General features: G+C 64.9%; 18 protein-coding genes and 2 pseudogenes. 8 read left to right on the top strand and 12 right to left on the bottom strand.

Annotated elements, in window-relative coordinates:
- Window positions 1-20: 20 nt before the first annotated feature.
- Both MI302_RS06550 and MI302_RS06545 read right to left on the bottom strand, forming a co-directional pair.
- Window positions 21-1,247, bottom strand: coding sequence for an aminopeptidase (locus MI302_RS06550; protein WP_026328917.1), 1,227 nt, complete (start codon window positions 1,245-1,247; stop codon window positions 21-23).
- 32 nt (window positions 1,248-1,279) lie between these two features.
- A complete protein-coding gene (locus MI302_RS06545; protein ID WP_019550208.1) occupies window positions 1,280-1,417 on the bottom strand; it encodes a hypothetical protein in 138 nt (45 codons plus the stop codon).
- A gap of 82 nt (window positions 1,418-1,499) precedes the next feature.
- Between MI302_RS06545 and nifJ the strand changes: the two genes are divergently transcribed.
- A complete protein-coding gene (gene nifJ / locus MI302_RS06540; protein ID WP_239725257.1) occupies window positions 1,500-5,003 on the top strand; it encodes a pyruvate:ferredoxin (flavodoxin) oxidoreductase in 3,504 nt (1,167 codons plus the stop codon).
- 44 nt (window positions 5,004-5,047) lie between these two features.
- Window positions 5,048-6,046, top strand: coding sequence for a dihydroorotate dehydrogenase-like protein (locus MI302_RS06535; protein WP_239725256.1), 999 nt, complete (start codon window positions 5,048-5,050; stop codon window positions 6,044-6,046).
- Here MI302_RS06535 and MI302_RS06530 read toward each other — a convergent pair.
- On the bottom strand, window positions 6,012-6,260 hold the full coding sequence (locus MI302_RS06530; RefSeq protein ID WP_038069339.1) for a hypothetical protein: 249 nt from the start codon (window positions 6,258-6,260) through the stop codon (window positions 6,012-6,014). The two genes, MI302_RS06535 and MI302_RS06530, sit on opposite strands and share 35 nt — an antisense overlap.
- Before the next feature lie 32 nt (window positions 6,261-6,292).
- On the opposite strand from MI302_RS06530, the gene polX reads away from it, so the two are divergent.
- Window positions 6,293-8,020 (top strand): DNA polymerase/3'-5' exonuclease PolX, encoded by a 1,728-nt coding sequence (gene polX, locus MI302_RS06525; protein ID WP_015717201.1) that lies wholly within the window; start codon window positions 6,293-6,295, stop codon window positions 8,018-8,020.
- Here the strand turns inward: polX and MI302_RS06520 are convergent.
- Complete coding sequence (locus MI302_RS06520; protein WP_015717200.1) at window positions 7,998-8,669, bottom strand: type-5 uracil-DNA glycosylase; 672 nt, start codon at window positions 8,667-8,669, stop codon at window positions 7,998-8,000. The two genes, polX and MI302_RS06520, sit on opposite strands and share 23 nt — an antisense overlap.
- Window positions 8,670-8,765: 96 nt before the next feature.
- On the bottom strand, window positions 8,766-10,331 hold the full coding sequence (locus MI302_RS06515) for an acyl-CoA carboxylase subunit beta (RefSeq protein ID WP_015717199.1): 1,566 nt from the start codon (window positions 10,329-10,331) through the stop codon (window positions 8,766-8,768).
- A 73-nt stretch (window positions 10,332-10,404) separates the two neighbouring features.
- Between MI302_RS06515 and MI302_RS06510 the strand changes: the two genes are divergently transcribed.
- Complete coding sequence (locus tag MI302_RS06510) at window positions 10,405-10,827, top strand: hypothetical protein (protein WP_038069332.1); 423 nt, start codon at window positions 10,405-10,407, stop codon at window positions 10,825-10,827.
- Between the two features lie 62 nt (window positions 10,828-10,889).
- On the opposite strand, the gene MI302_RS06505 is transcribed toward MI302_RS06510, so the two are convergent.
- Genes MI302_RS06505 through MI302_RS06495 form a run of 3 tightly spaced genes read right to left on the bottom strand, consistent with a single transcriptional unit; the run spans window position 10,890 to window position 13,741 of the window.
- The gene (locus MI302_RS06505) at window positions 10,890-11,831 is read right to left on the bottom strand and encodes an electron transfer flavoprotein subunit alpha/FixB family protein (protein ID WP_126164888.1); all 942 of its coding nucleotides are present in this window, start codon (window positions 11,829-11,831) and stop codon (window positions 10,890-10,892) included.
- A 10-nt stretch (window positions 11,832-11,841) separates the two neighbouring features.
- On the bottom strand, window positions 11,842-12,585 hold the full coding sequence (locus MI302_RS06500) for an electron transfer flavoprotein subunit beta/FixA family protein (RefSeq protein ID WP_038069329.1): 744 nt from the start codon (window positions 12,583-12,585) through the stop codon (window positions 11,842-11,844).
- Between the two features lie 10 nt (window positions 12,586-12,595).
- Window positions 12,596-13,741 (bottom strand): acyl-CoA dehydrogenase family protein, encoded by a 1,146-nt coding sequence (locus tag MI302_RS06495; RefSeq protein ID WP_026328918.1) that lies wholly within the window; start codon window positions 13,739-13,741, stop codon window positions 12,596-12,598.
- 113 nt (window positions 13,742-13,854) lie between these two features.
- On the opposite strand from MI302_RS06495, the pseudogene MI302_RS06490 reads away from it, so the two are divergent.
- From MI302_RS06490 to MI302_RS06480, 3 genes and pseudogenes are all read left to right on the top strand, one after another.
- Window positions 13,855-14,661 (top strand): annotated as a pseudogene (locus MI302_RS06490) (PAS domain-containing sensor histidine kinase); the annotation flags it as partial.
- 20 nt (window positions 14,662-14,681) lie between these two features.
- Window positions 14,682-14,852: a response regulator gene (locus tag MI302_RS06485; RefSeq protein ID WP_015717193.1), complete on the top strand. Its 171-nt coding sequence runs from the start codon at window positions 14,682-14,684 to the stop codon at window positions 14,850-14,852.
- 69 nt (window positions 14,853-14,921) lie between these two features.
- On the top strand, window positions 14,922-15,998 hold the full coding sequence (locus MI302_RS06480; protein ID WP_239725255.1) for a TRAP transporter substrate-binding protein: 1,077 nt from the start codon (window positions 14,922-14,924) through the stop codon (window positions 15,996-15,998).
- Between the two features lie 18 nt (window positions 15,999-16,016).
- Here the strand turns inward: MI302_RS06480 and MI302_RS12250 are convergent.
- The 4 genes and pseudogenes from MI302_RS12250 to MI302_RS06455 all read right to left on the bottom strand — a co-directional run.
- Window positions 16,017-16,629 (bottom strand): annotated as a pseudogene (locus MI302_RS12250) (molybdopterin oxidoreductase family protein); the annotation flags it as partial.
- Entirely contained in the window at window positions 16,575-16,715 is a 141-nt protein-coding gene (locus tag MI302_RS12245) for a hypothetical protein (protein ID WP_279164795.1), read from the bottom strand. The pseudogene MI302_RS12250 and the gene MI302_RS12245, both read right to left, overlap by 55 nt.
- A gap of 306 nt (window positions 16,716-17,021) precedes the next feature.
- Window positions 17,022-18,065, bottom strand: a complete 1,044-nt coding sequence (galK, locus tag MI302_RS06460; protein WP_019550219.1) for a galactokinase — start codon at window positions 18,063-18,065, stop codon at window positions 17,022-17,024.
- 7 nt (window positions 18,066-18,072) lie between these two features.
- Window positions 18,073-18,936, bottom strand: coding sequence for a metal ABC transporter substrate-binding protein (locus MI302_RS06455; RefSeq protein WP_239725254.1), 864 nt, complete (start codon window positions 18,934-18,936; stop codon window positions 18,073-18,075).
- An 89-nt stretch (window positions 18,937-19,025) separates the two neighbouring features.
- Between MI302_RS06455 and MI302_RS06450 the strand changes: the two genes are divergently transcribed.
- Window positions 19,026-20,351, top strand: a complete 1,326-nt coding sequence (locus tag MI302_RS06450; RefSeq protein WP_126170884.1) for an aminotransferase class III-fold pyridoxal phosphate-dependent enzyme — start codon at window positions 19,026-19,028, stop codon at window positions 20,349-20,351.

The raw sequence follows: 20,351 nt of genomic DNA, 5'->3' as shown, positions 1-20,351 counted from the left end.
CTCTAGGAAACTCCCAGCTTTCAGATCACCCAAAGCCCCTCGCGCATGAGGGGCACGCGGGTACCATCCTGCAAAATCCCATCCACCTGCATCTCCATAGAGCCGATCATCCAGTCGATGTGCACCAGGCTTTCGTTGGCCCCGCGCTTCCGGAACTCCTCCCCCGTAGGGCGGCCCTCCAGGTTCTCCGCATAGGCCTGGCCAAAGGCGATGTGGCTGGCGGCGTTTTCGTCAAAAAGGGTGTCGTAGAAGACCAAACCCGTTCGGGCGATGGGGTTGTCGGCGGGTACCAGGGCCACCTCTCCCAGCCTGCGGGCTCCCTCGTCGGTGGAGAGGACCTTAAGGAGGACTTCCTCCCCCTTCTTTGCCCCCACCTCCACCGCATACCCCTTCTCAAACCGGGCCCAGATGCCCTCCACCAGCTGGCCCGCAAGGGCCAGGGGGCGGCTTGCCCTAACCACCCCTTCCACCCGTTCCCGATGGGGGGCGGTGAAGACCTCCTCCGTGGGCAGGTTGGGGTTGCAAAGCAGTCCCTTCTTGGTGGGCGTGGCCCCTCCTTGCCAGAGGTGGCCTTCCGCCAGGCCCACCACCAGGTCGGTCCCTGGGCCTTGGAAGTGAAGGGCGGAAAAGCGCCTTTCGTTGAGGTAGGCCACCTTCTGGTGCAGGCTGCGGTTATGGGCCTCCCAGGCGGCCACGGGATCCGGGGTATCCACCCGGGTAGCCTGGAAGATGGCTTGCCAAAGCCGGTCCACCGCCTCTTCCACCGGAAGCCCGGGGAAGACCGCCTTGGCCCAGCCGGGGTGGGCGAAGGGGACGATGGTCCAGTTGGTGACGAACTCGGTGATGGCCTCGAGGGCCGGCTTGTAGGCTCGGCTCTGGGCCTGCTGGGCCCGTCCGATGCGCTCAGGGGGAAGGCCTTCTAAGGCCTTGGGGTCATTCCCGGAAACCGCAAGCCGGGCAGCGCCTTCGCGAAAAGCCTTGGCCATGCCCTCGTAAAGCCAAGCGGGAGCCCTGTCCAGCCCCTCCTCTGGGGCCAGGGAGAGGCGCTTACGGGAAAGCTGGTTATCCCCGTAGATCACGGTAAAGAGGCTTGCCCCCTGCCCGTAGGCTTTTTCCGCCAGGAGGCGGACGAAGTCCACGGCCTCGATGGGGGCGGTGGCGATGATTTCCTGCCCCGGTTGCAGGTTGAGCCCCACCCGGATGGCCAGTGCGGCCAGCTTTTCTAGATTCTCCTGAAGCGTGCCCACGCCCTCAAGTCTTCCCTCTGGAAGGACTTTCGTCAAGGCCGGGGGCAGGTTTTGGGCCGGCCCAAGAGGAGGACGAGGGCGGCCAGCAGAAGGAAAAGTGGCCGGTAAGCCTCCCAGGCGAAAGCTATCCCCACCAGGAGCAAGGCCAAGGGGTAGCGCCACGCTGCCATGCCCTTAGCCTACACCCCGCACCGCCAAGGGGGGACATTTCTCACCCACCGGGCCCACTATGGTGGAGGAGAGGTGAGTCCTATGCGTCCCATCACCGTGGACGGCAACGAGGCGGTGGCTCGGGTGGCCTACCGCCTGAGCGAGGTGGTGGCCATTTACCCCATCACGCCCTCAAGCCCCATGGCCGAGCTTTGCGACGAGTGGGCGGCCAAGGGGGAGCCCAACCTATTGGGGCTTGTACCCAAGGTGGTGGAGATGCAGTCCGAGGGCGGGGCGGCGGGGGCCCTGCACGGAGCCCTCCAGGAGGGTGTGCTGGCCACCACCTTCACCGCCAGCCAGGGCCTCCTGCTCATGATCCCCGACATGTACAAGATCGCCGGCCAGGCCCTGCCCGGGGTCATCCATGTGGCGGCCCGGGCTTTGGCCACCCATGCCCTGTCCATCTTCGGGGATCATCAGGACCTCTATGCGGTGCGGCCCACCGGGTGGGCGATCTTGGTGTCGGACTCCGTGCAGGCGGCCCAGGACTTGGCGGGCATCGCCCACATCACCGCCCTGAAGGCAAGCCTGCCCGTGCTTCACGCCATGGATGGCTTCCGCACCTCCCACGAGGTGCAGAAGATCGTGCCCCTTTCCGACCGGGAGCTTAAGGCCCTCTTTCCCTTCGGGGCCCTCGAGGCCTATCGGCGGCGTGCCCTGACCCCCGAGGCCCCGGTGATCCGCGGTACCGCGCAAAACCCCGACCATTACTTCCAAAACCGGGAGGCCATCAACCCCTACTACCTGCGGCTACCCGAGGTGGTGGCCGAGGTTATGGAGCACTTCTCCCAGGTCACCGGGCGCCGCTATGCCCCCTACGAGTACTTTGGGCACCAAGAGGCCGAGCGGGTGGTGGTGGTGATGGGCTCGGGCTCCTTGGCGGTGGAGGAGGCGGTGGAACACCTCCTAAAGCGAGGGGAAAGGGTGGGGATGGTGCGGGTACGCCTGTACCGGCCCTTCCACGCGGAGGGTTTTCTTGCCGCCTTCCCCAAAACGGTGCGCAAGGTGGCGGTCTTGGACCGGGGCAAGGAGCCGGGGGCCGTGGGGGAACCCCTCTTCCAGGAGGTGGCGGCGGCCTTTGCCCTTAGGGGCGGGGAGGTACCGCTGCTGGTGGGGGGGCGGTACGGCCTCTCTTCCAAGGAGTTCACCCCGGCCATGGCCTTGGGGGTATACGAGGAGCTCAAAAAGGACCGGCCCCGCCACGGCTTCACCGTGGGCATCGTGGACGATGTGACGGGCACAAGCCTTTCCTACCCACAGGTGGACTTTGAGGATCCGGCCTCGGTGCGGGCGGTCTTCTTCGCCCTGGGGGCCGATGGCACCGTGAGCGCCAACAAGAACACCATCAAGATCATCGGGGAGGAAACCCCCCTTTACGCCCAGGGGTACTTCGTCTACGACTCCAAGAAGTCAGGCTCCCGCACGGTGAGCCACCTGCGCTTTGGTCCCAACCCTTTGGACAAGCCGTACCTCATCCAGAAGGCCAGCTTCGTGGGCATCCACCAGTGGAGTTTCCTGGAACGCCTGCCCATGCTGGAGGTGGCCGAAGAAGGGGCCGCGGTGCTCATCAATAGCCCCTATCCCCGGGAGGAGGTGTGGGACCGGTTGCCGAGGCCCGTTCAGGAAGAGATCCTCAGGAAGAAGCTTAGGGTCTATGTGGTTAACGCCTACGAGCTGGCACGAAAGGTGGGTCTTCCCGGGCGGATCAACGTGATCATGCAGGCGGCCTTCTTCAAGCTCTCTGGGGTGTTGCCCGAGGAGGAGGCCAAGGCCCGCATCAAGAAGGGCATAGAGAAAAGCTACGGCAAGCGGGGCCGATCGGTGCTGGAAAGGAACTTCCAGGCGGTGGAGCTGGGTTTTGAGGCGGTGGAGCCCCTGCCCATTCCCGGAAGGATCACCTCGGAAAAGGAACGGGTGCCCCCTATGGTGGACCACCCGCCGACCTTTGTGCGGGAGGTGCTGGGCCCCATCGCCCTGGGGCGAGGGGATTCCCTGCCGGTTTCCGCCTTCCCCCCCGACGGCACCTATCCCACGGGTACCGCCCGTTATGAGAAACGGGGCATCGCCGAGTTTGTGCCCACCTGGGATCCCGGGGTGTGCGTGCAGTGCGGCAAGTGCGTCTTGGTCTGCCCCCATGCGGTGATCCGGGCCAAGGTGGTGCCCGAGGAGGCCCTGGCCCAGGCACCCGAGGGATTTCCCCACCGGAAGGCCATGTGGAAGGAGCTTTCCGGGGAGTTTACCCTGGCCATCAGCCCCGACGACTGCACGGGTTGCTCCCTTTGCGTGGAGGTTTGCCCCGCCAAGGATAAGCACAACCCGAGCCGCAAGGCCTTGAACCTGGCCCCCCGCCTCGAGGTGCGGGAGGCCATGAACCGCCACTGGGATTTCTTCCTCTCCTTGCCGGAAACTCCCAGGTCTGGGCTTAAGCTCCACACCGTCAAGGACGTGCAGCTTCTAGAGCCCCTTTTTGAGTTCCCGGGGGCCTGTGCGGGATGTGGGGAAACCCCTTACCTAAGGCTTCTTTCCCAGCTTTTCGGCGACCGCCTCATCGTGGCCAACGCCACCGGGTGTAGCTCCATCTACGGGGGCAACCTGCCCACCACCCCCTGGAGCAAGAACAAGGAGGGCCGGGGCCCGGCCTGGGCCAACTCCCTCTTTGAGGACAACGCCGAGTTTGGCCTGGGCATGCGCCTGGCCTTGGACAAGAAGGCGGAATACGCCAGGGAGCTTCTAAGGGCTTTCCAAGGCATCCTGGGCCAGGAGCTTTTGGAGAGGCTACTTTCCGAGGAGGGGCCCGAGGGAGTGGAAAAGAGGCGGCGGGACGTGGCCCTCTTGCGGGAAAGGCTAAAGGGCCTGGACGATCCCAGGGCTAGGGACCTCCTGGCGGTGGCGGATGCCCTGATCCCCCATTCCGTCTGGATCGTGGGGGGGGATGGCTGGGCCTACGATATCGGCTACGGGGGCCTGGACCACGTGCTGGCCAGCGGGGCCAACGTGAAGGTGTTGGTCCTGGATACTGAGGTCTACTCCAACACAGGGGGGCAGGCCTCCAAGGCCACGGGCCTGGGGGCGGTGGCCAAGTTCGCCGCAGCAGGCAAGCCCACCCCCAAGAAGGACTTGGCCTTCATGGCCATGAGCTACGGGCATGTCTACGTGGCCCAGGTGGCCATGGGGGCCAGCGACGCCCATACCCTGAAGGCCTTCCTCGAGGCGGAGGCCCATAAGGGCCCGGCCCTCATCATCGCCTACAGCCACTGCATCGCCCACGGCATCGACATGGCCAAGGGAATGGAGCACCAGAGGCTGGCGGAGCGCACGGGGTACTGGCCCCTCTTCCGCTACATCCCTGGCCAGGGGCTCACCCTGGACTCCAAGCCCCCGACGCTGCCCCTTAGGGAATACCTCTATGTGGAAAACCGCTACCGGCTTCTCCTCCAGACCCACCCCGAGGGGGCCGAGGCCTTCTTAAGGCTGGCGGAGGAGGCGGTGCGGGAAAGGTGGGAAAGGCTTTCCCGCATGGCAGCCAAGGGGGTTGTGCCAAGCTAAGGGCGCGCATTCCCTTCTAGGGGAAAAAGATGAAGGAGGAGGGTATGGACCTCAGCACCACCTACATGGGATTGAAGCTGGAGCACCCTTTGGTGGCCTCGGCCTCACCCCTTACGGAGCGGCTGGACGGGTTTCTCCGCCTGGAGGACGGGGGTGCGGCGGCCATCGTGATGCACTCCCTCTTTGAGGAGCAGGTGACCCTCGAGGAGGAGATGCTGGACCACTACCTGCACTACGGCCACGAAAGCTACGCCGAGGCCCTTTCCTACTTTCCCCGGGCCCACGAGTACCGCCTGACCCCTGAGCGCCACCTGGACCTTCTTGCCCGGGCCAAGGAACGGGTTTCCATCCCCCTCATCGCCAGCTTGAACGGCATCAGCCGGGGAGGCTGGGTGGAGTACGCCAAGCTTCTGGAGGAGGCAGGGGCCGACGCTATAGAGCTTAACCTCTACTACATTCCCACCGACCCGGCCCTTTCCGGGGCCGAGGTGGAGGCCATGTACCTGGAAACCATCCAGGCGGTGGCGGAAAGCGTGCGGATCCCGGTGGCGGTGAAGGTGGGGCATGCCTTCAGCGCCTTTGCCCACTTCGCCAAGCGGGTGGAGGCCACGGGGGCCAAGGCCTTGGTCCTTTTCAACCGCTTTTACCAGCCGGACCTGGATCTGGAAACCCTTTCCGTGGTGCCCACGCTGACCCTTTCCCGCCCCTATGAGGCCCTTTTGCGCATCCACTGGATCGCCCTCCTCTACGGCCGGGTCGGCCTGGAGCTGGCTTTGACGGGGGGTGTGCATTCAGGGAAGGAGGCGGCCAAGGGGCTTCTGGCCGGGGCCCAGGTGGTGATGATGACCTCGGCCGTCCTGGAAAAGGGGCCCGGGCACTTCCGCACCGTGCTGGAGGAGCTCAAGGCCTTTATGGAGGAAAGGGAGTACGCAAGCGTGGAGGAGATGCGGGGGGTGATGAGCTACCTTAAGGTGGCGGAACCCGCTGCCCTGGAAAGGGCCAACTACCTCAAGGTTCTGGGGTCGTACCGCCTTCTTCCCTGAGGGCGTAAAACCCCTTTCCCAGGGCCACCACCGGGCTTCTGGACCAGCGGGCCAAGGCGGAAAGCCGGATCTTGGCGATCTTTTCCGGCTCCTTCACCTCGGCCCAGAGCCCTGCTTCCTTCAGGCGGCGGCCCACCTCGGTATAGTGAAGGGGCCGGCCCTCCTGTTTCAGCATCTCCAACACCGCCTTGCGGAACCGGTCCGGTGGGGGCATGGGCAGGCCCAGTATACCCGTATAGTGAGGGCATGAGGAACCAGGAGCTGGCCCGCCTCTTTGAGGAGATCGGGCTCATGAGCGAGTTTTTGGGGGACAACCCCTTTAGGGTCCGGGCCTACTACCAGGCGGCTCGCACCCTGTACGACCTGGATACCCCCATTGAGGAGGTGGCCAAGGGAGGAAGGGAAGCCCTGCTGGCCCTTCCCGGGATCGGGCCCGATCTGGCGGAAAAGATCTTGGAGTTTCTCAAAACCGGGGAGATTAAAAAACACCGGGAGCTTGCGGAGCGGGTGCCAAAGGGGGTTTTGGCGGTGATGGAGGTGCCCGGGGTGGGGCCCAAGACCGCCCGGCAGCTCTACGACGAGCTAGGCATCGACTCCCTGGAAAAACTAAGGGAAGCCCTGGATAGGGGCGATCTCCTTCGCCTGAAGGGCTTTGGCCAGAAGAAGGCGGAGCGCATCCGGGAGGGCTTGGCCCTGGTGCAGGTGGCGGGCAAGCGAAGGCCCTTGGGGGCGGTGCTTTCCTTGGCGAGGAACCTCCTCGCTGCCATCCGGGAGCTGCCCGGGGTGGAGAGGGCGGAGCTTTGCGGGTCCGCCCGGCGGTATAAGGACACGGTGGGGGACCTGGACTACCTGGTGGCCAGCGAAAGAAGCGAGGAGGTGGTGAGGGCGTTCGTGAAGCTTCCCCAGGTGAAGGAGGTGTACGCCCAGGGCAAGGAGCGGGCCACGGTGTTTTTGAAAAACGGCCTCCAGGTGGACCTGAGGGTGGTGCCGCCCGAGAGTTGGGGCTCCGGGCTCCAGTACCTCACGGGGAGCAAGGAGCACTCCATCCGGCTTCGGAGCCTGGCCCAGGAAAAGGGTTTGAAGCTTTCTGAGTACGGGGTTTTTAGGGGCGGAGAGCGCCTGGCAGGGGAGACGGAGGAAGGGGTGTACGAGGCCCTGGGGCTACCCTTCATTCCCCCTGCCTTGCGGGAGGATCACGGGGAGATCGAGGCAGCCTTGGAGGGAAGGCTTCCCAGGCTTCTCGAGCTTTCCCAGGTGAGGGGAGACTTGCAGGTCCACTCCACGTACTCCGACGGGCAGAATAGCCTCGAGGAGCTCTGGCAGGCGGCCAAGTCCCTCGGTTATGAGTACCTGGGGGTCACCGACCACTCCCCGGCGGTGCGGGTGGCGGGAGGCCCTTCCCCAGAGGAGGCTCTGAAGCGGATAGAGGCCATCCGCCGCTTCAACGAAACCCATGGTCCTCCCTACCTGCTGGCGGGGGCCGAGGTGGACATCCGGCCCGATGGCTCCCTGGACTACCCGGACTGGGTTTTGCGGGAGCTGGACCTGGTGCTCATCTCCATCCACTCAAGCTTTAAGCTTTCCAAGGCCGAGCAGACCAAAAGGATCCTGCGCGCCCTGGAAAACCCCTTCGTGCACGTGCTGGCCCACCCCACGGCCCGGCTCATCGGGAGGCGGGCGCCCGTTGAGGTGGATTGGGAGGCGGTGTTTAAAAAGGCCATGGAACGGGGCGTGGCGGTGGAGATCGATGGGTATTACGACCGCATGGACCTCCCGGATGATCTGGCCCGCATGGCCTACGGGATGGGCCTATGGATCAGCCTTTCCACCGATGCCCACCAGGTGGAGCACCTGCGCTTCATGGAGCTTGCGGTGGGCACAGCGCAGAGGGCCTGGATAGGGCCCGAGCGCGTGCTCAACGTGCTCTCCTACCCGCAGCTTACCGCCTGGCTTAAAGGCCGGCGAGGCCTTTAGCCTTTAGCAGGATTTCCAGGAACATCTCCCGGGTGAGCCTGCCCGTCTGGGTGTTCTGTCGGGAAACGTGGTAGCTGGCCAGGAGGTGGCGGCCATCCGGCAGGAGGTAGTGGGCCCCGTGGAAAAAGGGATGGGCGGACTTCTTCATGCCGAAGTGGTCCAGAAGGGCCTCGAGGGCGATGCGGCCCAAGGCCAGGTAGACCCTGGCCTCCCGAAGGAGCCCAAGCTCCACCCGGGTCCAGGCGCTACAGGCCAGGAGTTCTTCCCGGGTGGGCTTGTTCTCCGGGGGAGCGCACCGCACGGCGGCGGTGAGGTAGGTTCCGTAGAGCCTTAGGTCGTCGTGGGGCTCGCTTTCCGGATTGCTGGAGAGGCCCGCCTGGTAGAGGAGGGGGTAGAGGAAGGCTCCGGAGGCATCCCCGGTGAAGGGCCGGCCCGTGCGGTTGGAACCATGGGCCCCGGGGGCCAGGCCGAAGAGAACCAGGCGTGCCTGGGGGTCCCCGAAACCGGGGACGGGCCTGGCCCAGTAGGTCCAATCCTGAAAGGCGCGGCGCTTTTTCCGCCCCACCTCTTCCCGGTGGGCCACCAGCCGTGGGCAGCGGGTGCAGGCGGTGAGTTCCTGTTTAAAGGCATCCCACGAGAAAAGATCCATCGGCTTATAAGCATAACCCCCGCCCTAGGGCGGGGGTTATTGGGCGGGTCAAGCCAGACCCAGACCATGGTCTAGTCCCATTTTAGGCCATGCACCCTAAAGGGGTATGTTGTCGTGCTTCTTGAAGGGGCGTTCCTCTTTCTTGTCCCAGAGCATCCTCAGGTGCTGGTAGAGGATGCGGCGGGTGTGGGTGGGGTCTATGACATCGTCAATGTAACCTCGGCCGGCGGCCACCCAGGGGTTGTCAAAGGCCCGGCGGTACTCCTCGATCTTGCGGCGGCGGGTTTCCTCGGGGTTGGGGGAGGACTGGATTTCCCGCCGGTAGATGATGTTGGCGGCCCCCTCGGCCCCCATCACCGCCACCGCCGCCGTGGGCCAGGCCAGGACCACGTCCGCCCCCATGTCCTTGGAGTTCATGGCCAGGTAGGCCCCGCCGTAGGCCTTGCGGGCGATGAGGGTGATCTTGGGCACCGTGGCCTCGGCGTAGGCGAAAAGCATCTTGGCCCCGTGGCGGATGATGCCCCCATGCTCCTGGGCCACCCCGGGCAGGAACCCGGTGACATCCACCAGGGTGAGGATGGGGATGTTGAAGGCATCCATGGTGCGGATGAAACGGGCGGCCTTGTCGGAAGCATTGATGTCCAAGGCCCCGGCCATGAAGCGGGGGTTGTTGGCCACCACCCCCACGGGGTAACCGCCCAGCCGGCCCAAGCCCACGATGATGTTCCTGGCGAAGCCGGGCTGGATTTCCAAAAATTCCCCGTCGTCCAGGAGGGTCCTGATCACCTGGTGCATGTTGTAAGGCCTTTTGGCATCGGGATGGACGATGTCCAGGATCTCCGGGGTGGGGCGGAGGGGATCGTCCTTGGGTTCCACCACCGGGGGCTTTTCCCGGCTGTTTTGGGGCAGGTACGTGAGAAGCTTCTTGATGAGGTCCAGGACCTCCTGGTCGTTTTGGCCCTCGAGGTGGGCCACCCCGCTTTTCTCCATGTGCACGTCCGCCCCGCCCAGCTCCTCAAAGCTCACCTCCTCCCGGGTCACGCTCTTGATCACCTCGGGGCCGGTGATGAACATGTAGCTGGTCCCCCGGCTCATGAGGATGAAGTCGGTCATGGCGGGGCTGTAGACCGCTCCTCCGGCGCAGGGCCCCAGGATGGCGGAGATCTGGGGCACCACCCCGGAGTAGATGGCGTTGCGGTAGAAGACCTCCCCGTACCCGGAGAGGCTATCCACCCCCTCCTGGATGCGGGCCCCGGCGGAGTCGTTAAGGCCGATGATGGGAGCCCCCACCTTGGCCGCCAGGTCCATGAGGCTTGCGATCTTGCGCCCATGCATCTTGCCTAAGGAGCCGCCCAGGACGGTGAAGTCCTGGCTGAAGACGAAGACCAGCCGGCCCCCGATGGTGCCGTAGCCGGTCACCACCCCGTCCGCCGGAGCCTCAACCCCCTCCATGAGGCCGGTTTCCAGGTGCTCGGCGAAGGGCATGAGCTCCACGAAACTCCCGGGGTCCAGCAGGTAGTCTATGCGCTCCCGGGCGGTGAGCTTCCCCTGCTGGTGCTGCTTGCGGATGCGTTCCTCTCCCCCGCCGAGAAGGATTCTTTTCCGCCTTTCCTCCAACTCAGCCAGTAGCTCATCCAGGATAAGCTTGGCGTTATCGGCCATACTGGCCGCATGATATACTAAGAAGCCGGGTTTGCTTTCACGGTAAGGGGGCCCGGCAGAGGAGGTGAGTGGAATGAAGCGCTGGTTAAGCCTGGTCCTGTTGCTGGTGGTGGCACTTCTTGTGGTATGGGCTGGCTACCAGGGCTATGCCCGCCTCCGGGCCCTCGAGGGCCAGGTGGCCGCCTTGGAGAGCCGGGTGCAGGCCCAGGAGCAAGCCCTGAAGGCCTTGGGCGATCGGGTGGGCAAGCTGGAGCAGGAGGTCTTCAACGCTCCGTCCCCACCTCTTTCCCTCCCCGAGGTGCCAAAGGCCCCAAGCGCCCCCGCCTGGCCCTATGCGGTGGGCGTGGTGGTGGCGGCGGTGCTCCTTTTCTTCCTGTTGCAGCTTCTTCGCGGCAACCGGGGCAAGGAAGGGGCCGAGGGGCAGGGATCATCGGGGCAGGAGAACCACGAGGCCTCCCGTATGGAGAACGAAGGAGCTCCGCCCAAGAAGGAGTAGGGATGGACTAAAGCTCCGGGCGGGCAGGGAAATCCCTGCCCGCCCTTTGCTACCCGCCGTAGCTAGTCCTTAAGCTTCTTGACCGCCTGGATCAAGGCGGGAAGCACCTGGTGCACATCCCCCACGATGCCGTAGTCGGCGTGCTTGAAGATGGGAGCCTCGGGGTCCTTGTTCACCGCCACGATGTACTTGCTCTTGTTCATCCCCGCCAGGTGCTGGACCGCCCCGGAAACTCCCAGGGCAATGTACAGGGAAGGTTGCACGGTCTTCCCCGTCTGGCCCACCTGTTCGCTATAGGGACGCCAGCCGGCATCCACCACCGCCCGGGTGGCTCCCACAGCCCCGCCCAGAAGGGCGGCAAGCTCCTCCACCAGCCTGAAGGCCTCGGGGCCACCCATGCCCCGGCCTCCGGTGACCACGATGTCGGCTTCGGTGAGGGAGACGCCCTTTTTCTCCTCCTGTAGCCTTTCCAACACCTCCACCGTGGGCACGGGGGGTACGTTCAGGGCTACCACCTCCCCCGGCTGGCCCAAGGGCTCGGCCAGGGGGGTGGTGTTGGGCTTCACTGTGAGGACCACGGGGGGTGCGCTCTTCACCTTCTGGGTCACCCGGTTCAGGTAGGCGTAGCGGGTGGCGTAGACCTCGCCTCCTTCCGCCCAGGACTCCAGGGTGTCCTCCAGGAGCCCGGCCCTTAAGGCATAGGCCACCCGGCCCATGTAGGTGCGGCTTTGCCGGGAGGATGGGGCGACGATGGCCTTTACCCCGGCCTTGGCGGCTTCCAGGATCCCCGCCGCCCACTTCTCGGCGGTGTAGGGACCAAGCTCCGCCACGTAAAGGGTTTCCACGTAGCCTCGGGCCTCTTCCACGGGGGCTTGGCCCTCCGCCAAAAGCACCCCGGCCACCCCTTCTCCAAAGGTCTCGGCCAGCTTCCGGGCCCGGGTCAGGGCCTCGAGGCTCGCCTTCCTCAACTTGTTTCCATCGTGGTCCAGAACCACCAGGATCATGGATGCCTCCTCAGATCACCTTGGCTTCCTCGTGCAGAAGCCGCACCAGCTCCTCGGCCGCCGCCACAGGATCCTTGCCGTCCAGGATCTTCTGAAGCCGGGTCTTCTCCTGGATGCTCTCCTGGAGGATTTCCACCCGGCTTGCGCCCTGAAAGGTCACCTTTTTGATCTCCTTCTTCTTGGCCTTCATGATGCCGGGTAGGGTGGGGTAGCGGGGTTCGTTCAGGCCTTGTTGCGTGGTGAAGACCGCAGGAAGCCGCACCCGTACCCACTCCGCGCCCTCGTCCAGGTCGTGCTTGGCCCTGGCGGTTTCCCCTTCCAGCTCGAGGGCCGTAGTCCAGGCCACCACCGGCACGCCCAGGGCTTCCGCCAGAGCCCCGCCCAGGGCCTGGCTATCCCAGTCCGCCTGTTGCCCGCCCGTGAGGATGAGGGTAGGGGATTCCTCCTTCAGGATGGGGGCCAGGGCCTCGGCCACGGTCACGGGATCGGCATACCCCTCGTAAACCACGTGGATGCCCCGGTCCATCCCCATGGCCAAGGCGGTGCGGATGGCTTCCTCGGTGCGCTCGGGGCCGAAGCCCACCACGATGGCCTCGCCCCCGTGCTTCTCCTTTAGGCGAAGGGCTTCCTCCACCCCGTACTCGTCCATCTGGTCCAGGATCAGGGTGGCCCCGGAAAGATCCACCCGATCCCCCTGGATCCTCAGCCTGCTTTCCCCGTCCGGTACCTGCCTGATGACCGCCACGAACTTCATCCCTTACCTCCTATTCCGCCAGGAGATGCCTGGCGATGATGAGCCTTTGGATCTCGTTGGTGCCCTCGTAGATCTGGTTGAGCTTCACGTCCCTCAAGAGCTTCTCCACCGGGAACTCCCGCACGTACCCGTAGCCCCCGTGGATTTGGATGGCCTGGTTGGCGGCTTCAAAGGCGATTTCCGAGGCATAGGCCTTGGCGATGGCGCTGGCGTGGGCATGGGGCAGGCCCTGATCGGCGAGCCAGGCGGCGTAGTAGGTGTACATGCGGGCGGTTTCTATGCCGATCATCATGTCCGCCAGCTTGAACTGGATGGCCTGGAAGCTCGCGATGGGCTGGCCGAAGGCTTCCCGTTCCTTGGCGTACTTTTTGGCCTCGTCCAGGGCCCTTCGCGCCACCCCCACGCTTCCCGCCGCCACGGGGATGCGGGTTTTGTTGAGGGTGTTCATGGCGATCTTGAACCCTTCTCCTTCCTCCCCCAGGCGGTTTTGCACGGGTACCTTGACCTCCTCAAACACCAGCTCGTAGGTTCCCGAGGCCCTTTGCCCCATCTTCCCGTGGATCTTCACGGCGCTGAAGCCCGGGGTGCCCTTTTCCACCACCAGGGCCACCACCCCCTTGTGGCGTAGCTCGGGGTTCAAGGTGGCGAAGACCACCACCCACTCGGCCTCGCCCCCGTTGGAGATCCACATCTTGGTGCCGTTAAGGATGTAGTAATCCCCCTGGCGCACCGCCCGGGTCTTGAGGGCGGCGGCATCCGAGCCGTTTCCCGGCTCGCTGAGGGCGAAGGCGGCCAGGGCGGGTTTCTCGGTAAGGGGCTTGAGGAAGCGGCGCTTTTGTTCCTCATTGCCGGCTAGAAGCACGGGAGTGATCCCCAAATCGCTGGCCATGGGGATGGTATAGATGCCCATGCAGGCGTAGGCCAGTTCTTCCCCCACGATGACCTCGTCCAGCATCTTGAGGCCCATCCCCCCGTACTCCTCGGGGATGATGGCGTTCAGGAGGCCCACCTCGTGGAGCTTTTCTATGACCGGCCAAGGCACCTCTTCCTTCTCGTCGTATTCCTGGGCCACGGGGAGGATGACCTCCTTGGCGAAGCGCCGGGCCAGGGCCTGGAGCTGGCGTTGTTCCTCGGTGAGGCTGAAGTCTATGGGCATAACCTCCTCCTTGGCGGCCTGCCGGGGGTGGGGCCTAGGGCCCACTCTTTGACCCAGTCTAAGATTTTGCCCACCCCCTTGCAACCCCGCCTCAATGCTACCATTGAAGGCAGATGAGAACCTCGGGCCAATTGGAGATCCTTGGACGTTTTCAGCGAGCCTTATTGAAAGACCTGGAGCCTGTGCAAATACTCCGGAACCTCCTCGAGGTGGCCACGGACGAAGGAGTAGAGCGGGCAGCCCTCTTCCTCTACCACCGGGAAACCCGGGAGCTGGTGGGGGAGGTGGCCTCGGGTCGGGGCCGCCACTACACGGTTTCCGCCATCGCCCTCCCCCTATACGCAAAAGGGCATGTGCAGGAGGCCTTTTTCGCCGAAGGTCCCGTGCGGCGGGGAGAAGAATGGCTTTTGCCGGTGGTGGGGGAGGAGGCCTCGTACTGCTGGGCCGATCCCGAGGCCCGCTGCACGGTCCGCCCCCGGGCCACTCGGGAGACCCGCTTCCTGGTCTGTCCTAGCTGCGCTTACTTTTCGCCCAAGGGGGTGTTGAGCCTGGAGGGAGTTCCCCAGGCCCTGGGGCCTCTTCTGCCCCTTCCGGCCCAGCTCACGGCCTTGGCCTTGAAAAATGGCGAACTCCTTTGGGAGCGAAACCGGGCTTTGGCGGAGCTTTCCCGTCACGCGGAGGCCCTATCCCACGTGAGCGCCTTGGCCCGGGAGGTGGTCAAGGCCCTGGAGCCCGCTGCCGTGCTGGAAACCTTGGCCCAGGCTCTTTCGGAGCGATTCGGTTTCTTCCGGGTGACCGTGGCCCTGGTGAAGGGGGAGGAGGGCAAGGATTACCTGGGGGGCTACCTCACGGTGCGGGGAAAAGACGTGTACTGGACGGAGGGCATCAGCCACATCCGCCTGCCCCTGGCTTCTTCCCCCGCCTCGAGGTGATCCAGAGGATGCGGGCCTTGGGCCTTTCCACGCCCATTCTGGCCCTTTCCGCCAGCGTTTCCGAGAAAAGCCGGCGGGAGGCCCTCGAGGCGGGGGCCCAAGCCTTCCTGGGCAAGCCCTTTGAAACCCAGACCCTGTTGGCCCAGGTGGACCGGCTGTTGGCCCGGGAAGAAGGGTAATGGGCCTTCGGACGGCCTGAATAGCCTGGGGCGGGCTGGTGTATACTTATACGCGAAAAGGAGGAAGATATGAGGCGGAGGCAGTTTCTCAAAGGGGTAGGGGTGGGTTTGGCGGCAAGCCTTTCCTACAGGGCCTTTGCCCAGGCCGCTCCGCAGGTGCGCTGGCGGCTGGTGTCCAGCTATCCCCGGAGCCTGGATACCCTCTATGGCGGTGCCGAGGATTTGGCCAAGCGGGTGGCGGAACTCACCGGCAACCGCTTCCAGATCCGGGCCTACCAGGCGGGGGAGATCGTACCGGGGGGCCAGGTGCTGGATGCAGTCCAGCAGGGCGCGGTGGAGGCGGGCCACACCTATGGCCCCTTCTATGTGGGGAAGAACCCCACCCTGGCCTTTGACGGCGGCGTGCCCTTTGGCATGACCTACCGGCAGCACAACGCCTGGATGCGGTATGGGGGTGGTTTGGACCTCCTGCGCGCGGTCTATGCCGACTTCGGGGTGATGCAGTTCCCTGGGGGAAACACCGGGGCCCAAATGGGCGGCTGGTTCCGCCGCGAGATCCGGACCCTGGCTGACCTAAAAGGGCTCAGGATGCGGATCCCCGGCCTCGGAGGCCTGGTGATGGGGCGGTTAGGCGTGGTGCCCCAGACCCTGGCCGCCGGGGATATCTATCCTTCCTTGGAACGGGGGACCATAGACGCCACCGAGTTCGCCGGCCCCTACGATGACGAGAAGCTGGGCTTTTATAAGGTGGTCCGCTACTATTACTACCCTTCCTTCTGGGAGCCCAGCGCCCAGCTTTCCTTCCTGGTTTCCCAAAGAGAGTGGCAGAGGCTTCCCAAGGAGTTCCAGGAGGCTTTCCAGGTGGCGGCGGCGGAGGTCAACCTCACCATGATGGCCAAGTACGATGCGCAAAACCCCCCGGCCCTGAACCGCCTTCTCAAGGCGGGGGTGCGCCTGCGCCGCTGGCCTGGGGAGATCATGAAGAAGGCTCTCGAGGAAGCCCGGGCCTTGTACGAGGAACAGGCGGCCAAGGACGCCACCTACCGCAAGGTGTATTCCGCTTACTGGGCCTTCCGCAACGAACAGTACCGCTGGTTTGCCGTGGCGGAGCTGGGTTACGAGAGCTTCGCCTTCCCCACCGTTTGAGAAAGCTTAGGGAGGTTCTCAGTCCAGCTTCTCCAGGCGCACCGCCGCCACCTTGTACTCGGGGATGCGGCTGAAGGGATCCAGGGCGTCCGTGGTGAGGCGGTTGGCGGGGGCTTCGGCGAAGTGGAAGGGAGCGTAGACCACTCCTTCGGGGGTGCGGTCGGTAACCCAGGCCCGGGCCCGGATCCGGCCCCGGCGGCTCACCACCTGGATGATCTCCCCGTCCCCGATGCCCAGCCTTTGGGCATCCTTGGGGTTTACTTCCACCTTGAGCTCCGGATAGGCTTCCTTGAGCTGGCTGTTGCGGCTTAGGGTGCCCTCGTGCCAGTGGAAAAGGACCCGGCCGGTGGAGAGGGTGAGGGGGTATTCCTCGGAGGGGGTTTCCGCGGGCGGGGTGAAGTTGGAGAACCCAGGGCCGGCCTAAGGCCTGGGCTAGGCGCTTCCCCAATTCCTGGGTAATCCACCAGTCGGGTCTGGCCTCCCCCGGAGGGGTTAGGATTTGCCGCACCCGTTGCACCCGGCGGTCGGTGTTGGTGAAGGTGCCCTCCTTCTCCAGGAAGCTGGCTGCCGGCAGGATCACGTGGGCAAAGGGGGTGGTCTCGTTTTCCAGGATGTCCTGGACGATGAGGAAGGGCAGGCCTTGAAGTTGCCCGGTTCCGATTCGTCGGCGTTCACCACCAGATACCTGGGGGGCTCCCCCCGGGCCACGGCCCGCATTTTGATGTGGGCGGGAAAGGCGGCTCCTCCCCGGCCCAGGAGCCCAGCCTCCTCCACGGCCTCGAGGATGGCCTCCGGGGCCAGGAGGTTTTTCAGGACCCTCCGCAAGAACACCAACCCTCCCAGCGCTTCATACTGGTCAAGTTCCAGGATGGGTTCGGGAGGGAGGAGCCGGTTCCCATACCCTAGGGCGAAGGGAAGGCGAAACTCCCTTCTCCTCGCTTAGGGGAAGGCGGGCATCCAGGAGGGGGAGGAGGCTTGGCTTTTCCATGCCCTTAGCTTACCTGGCCGAGGGGGCTAGGCGGGTCAAAGGAGGCGGAGATGGGGAAAACGGGAGAGGAGGTGGTTTTGGAAACCTTCCATGCGGTCTTCGGGCACCAGGGCCACCACCGCCCCGCCGAACCCCGCCCCCGTGAGCTTGGCTCCGTAGGCTCCGGCCCTCAAGGCTTCTTCCACCAGGGTGTCCAGTTCCGGGAGGCTTACCCCATAGTCTTGGGAGAGGGAGCGATGGCTTTGCACCATGAGTTCGCCGAAGGCCCGGGCATCCCCTCTTCGTAGGGCTTCTACCCCCCTTAGCACCCGGAGGTTCTCCCCCACGATGTGCCGTGCCCTTTTGTCCAAGGGGGAGGGAAGGCTCTCCACCAGGCAAAGGTCCCCGATGTCCCTAAGGCTTCGCACCCCAAGCCGCCTGGCTGCCTCCTCCGCTTCCTTGCGCCTTTCGTTGTACCCGGCGCTGGCCAGGCGCCGCTTTAAGCCCAGGTCTAGGACGGCCACCCGGCTCCTTGGAGGAAGGGGTAGGTTCTCGTGTTCCAGGGTCCGGGTGTCCAGGAAAAGGGCCTTGCCCACCTCGCCCAGGCTGGCGGCCATCTGGTCCATGATGCCGCAGCGCACCCCCACGTACTCCACCTCCGCCTTCTGGCCCAGAAGGGCGATTTCCTTGTCGGAAAGGGGCAGGTGGTAGAGGAGGCGCAGGGCCTTTAGCGCCGCCACCTCGAGGGCCGCCGAGCTGGAAAGCCCTGCCCCTATGGGGACCCTGCTCCGCACGTAAAAGCGAGCCCCGGGAACCCCGTACCCCGCCTCCCTCAGGGCCCAGACCACCCCCAGGAGGTAGTCCAGAAAGTCCCCCTGGGCCGGGCTTTCCAAAGGCCGGGCCCTGAGCTCCCTGAGCGCCTCGCTGTAGGCCTCTACCCGGCCCTCCCCTTTGGCGGCCTCCACCTGGGTGAAGTAGGGGAGGGGGGTGGGAAGGACGTAACCCTCCTGATAGTCGGTGTGCTCCCCCAAGAGATTCACCCGCCCCGGGGCCTGGGCGCTGGCCTCGGGCAGGGTGCCGAAGACTTCTTTAAACCCCATGCCTCCATTATGGGCATAGGGCTTTGAGGTTGTGGTCCAAAAGGGCCAGGTAGCTGGGCACCCTTCGGTCCAGGGTGTCGGTATAGAGGACGACGATGCGGGCTCCCAGGGCCTCAGCCAGGGCCTTGAGGGCGGTTCCCTGGAACTGGGGTTCGGCCAGGACCAGCTTTACCCCCTCCCGGCGCGCTCGCTCCAGGAGCGTGAGGAAGGTCCGGGTTCCCGCCTCCTGCACCCCCGAGGCGGTGAGGCTACCCACCACCCGCAGGCCGTACCGGCGGGCAAAATAGGCGAAGGCATCGTGCTGGGTGACCACCTTGAGGCCCTTTAGGTTGCAGGCTTGGAAGGCCTTATCACGCCTTTCCACCTCCGCCTTAAAGCGCTTTAGGTTGGCCTGGTAGATGGCCTTTCCTTTGGGGTCCAGCTGGGAGAGTTCCTGGGCGATGTGCTCGGCATAACGCAGGGCGTAGGTGGGGTCCAGCCACAGGTGGGGGTTGCAGGGGCCGTGGGCGTGCTCTCGTTCTTCCGGGTTTTCCTCTTGGTGCTCCTCCTGGCAGATGAGGCCGGGTTGCCCTTCCGCCAGCTTCACTACCCGGGCGCCTTGGGGGAGGAGGCGTTCCAGCTTGGGCAAGAAGGCCTCGAGGCCCAGGCCATTGGCGAAGAGAAGGCGGCTTCGGGCCAGGTTTTTGGCGGTGCTGGGGGTGGGTTCAAAGGTGTGTGGGTCGGCCCCTGGGGGGAGCACGCTTTCTACCTTGACCCGGTTCCCCCCCACCTGGGACACCAGGTCGGCCAGGAGGGGGGTGGTGGCCGCCACCTGCACCTGGGCCCAGGCTTGGGAAAGGAGGAGGAGGAGCAACAGGGCTAGCCGTGGCATGAGGTAATGATAAACCATTATCGGTATAGCCGCAAGCCTCCCTGGGCCGCCCACGGGCTTATGAAGGGGCACGGTATACTCAGGGGGAAATGAGCCTAAAAGCCCTCCACAAGAAGCACGTCCTAACCCCCTGGGTGGCCCAGGCTCCCCTTAACCCCCCCTTGGTGGTGCGGGGTGAGGGGGTCTGGCTGTACGACGAGGAGGGGCGGCGCTACCTGGACCTTTCCAGCGGCCTGGTGGCCTTGAACCTGGGCCATGGCCACCCTAGGCTGGTGCGGGCCATTGCCGAGCAGGCGGCCATCTTGGCCTATGCAGCCCCTAGCCTTTTCCACGATAAGCGGGCCCTTCTCGCCAAGGCCTTGTCTGACCTCTCCCCCTGGCCCGAAGGAGCCAGGGTCTTTTTCACCCCCTCGGGAACCGAGGCCAACGAGGACGCCCTGAAGTTCGTGCGCCACCTCACCGGCCGCTTCAAGGTCCTTGCCGCCTACCGGTCCTTCCACGGGGCCACCCACGCCTCCGCCAGCCTTACGGGGGAAAACCGCCGCTGGCCCTCCGAGCCGGGCAATGCCCCCGGGGTGGTCCACTTCTTCGCCCCCTATCCCTACCGGAGCCCCTTTTACACGGAAGACCCCAAGGAGGAAACCGCCCGGGCTCTGGACCACCTGGAGAGGGTTCTCCTCCACGAGGATCCCAAGCGGGTGGCGGCCATCTTCTTAGAGCCTGTGGTGGGCTCCAATGGCGTCATCGTCTACCCGGAAGGGTACCTCGAGGGGGTACGGGCTCTTTGCGACCGGCATGGCATCCTTCTGGTCTTTGACGAGGTGATGACCGGCTTCGGGCGCCTGGGGGCAGCCTTTGCCGCCCTGCGGTTTGGCGTGGTCCCGGACCTCATCACCTTCGCCAAGGGGGTCACCTCCGCCTACGTGCCCTTAGGAGGGGTGCTCGTGCGGGAGACCCTGGCCCGCTACTTTGACGAGAACCCCTTGCCCACAGGTCACACCTACGCCGGGCATCCCTTGGCGGTGGCGGCGGGGCTGGCCTCCCTTGAAGCCTACCGGGAGGAAGGCCTCTTCGAGCGGGTTTTGGCCATGGAGGGTTTCTTCCAGGAAAGCCTGAAGGCCCTAAAGGACCGGCATCCCGTGGTGGGGGATGTCCGGGGGCTTGGGGCCTTTTACGCCTTGGAGCTGGTTCGGGACCGGGGCACCAAGGAACCCCTTTCCCCCTGGCACGCTCCCTTTAGCCCTGCCATGCAGGCCCTGCAAAAGGCCTTGTGGCAGGAGGGGGTTTACCTCCTGGCCAAGCACAACATCCTGGTGGTGGCTCCACCCCTCACCATAAAGGAGGAGGAGTTCTTGGAAGGTGTGGAACGCCTTTCCCGCGCCCTCAGGCAGGTGGAGGTGGAGGCTTTGGGCTAA

The organism is Thermus sp. NEB1569 (assembly GCF_022385295.1).
In the GTDB taxonomy this organism is placed as follows: Bacteria; Deinococcota; Deinococci; order Deinococcales; family Thermaceae; genus Thermus; species Thermus scotoductus.
Note: the sequence above shows the minus strand (reverse complement) of the source record. Positions and strands in the feature narration are given on the sequence as shown.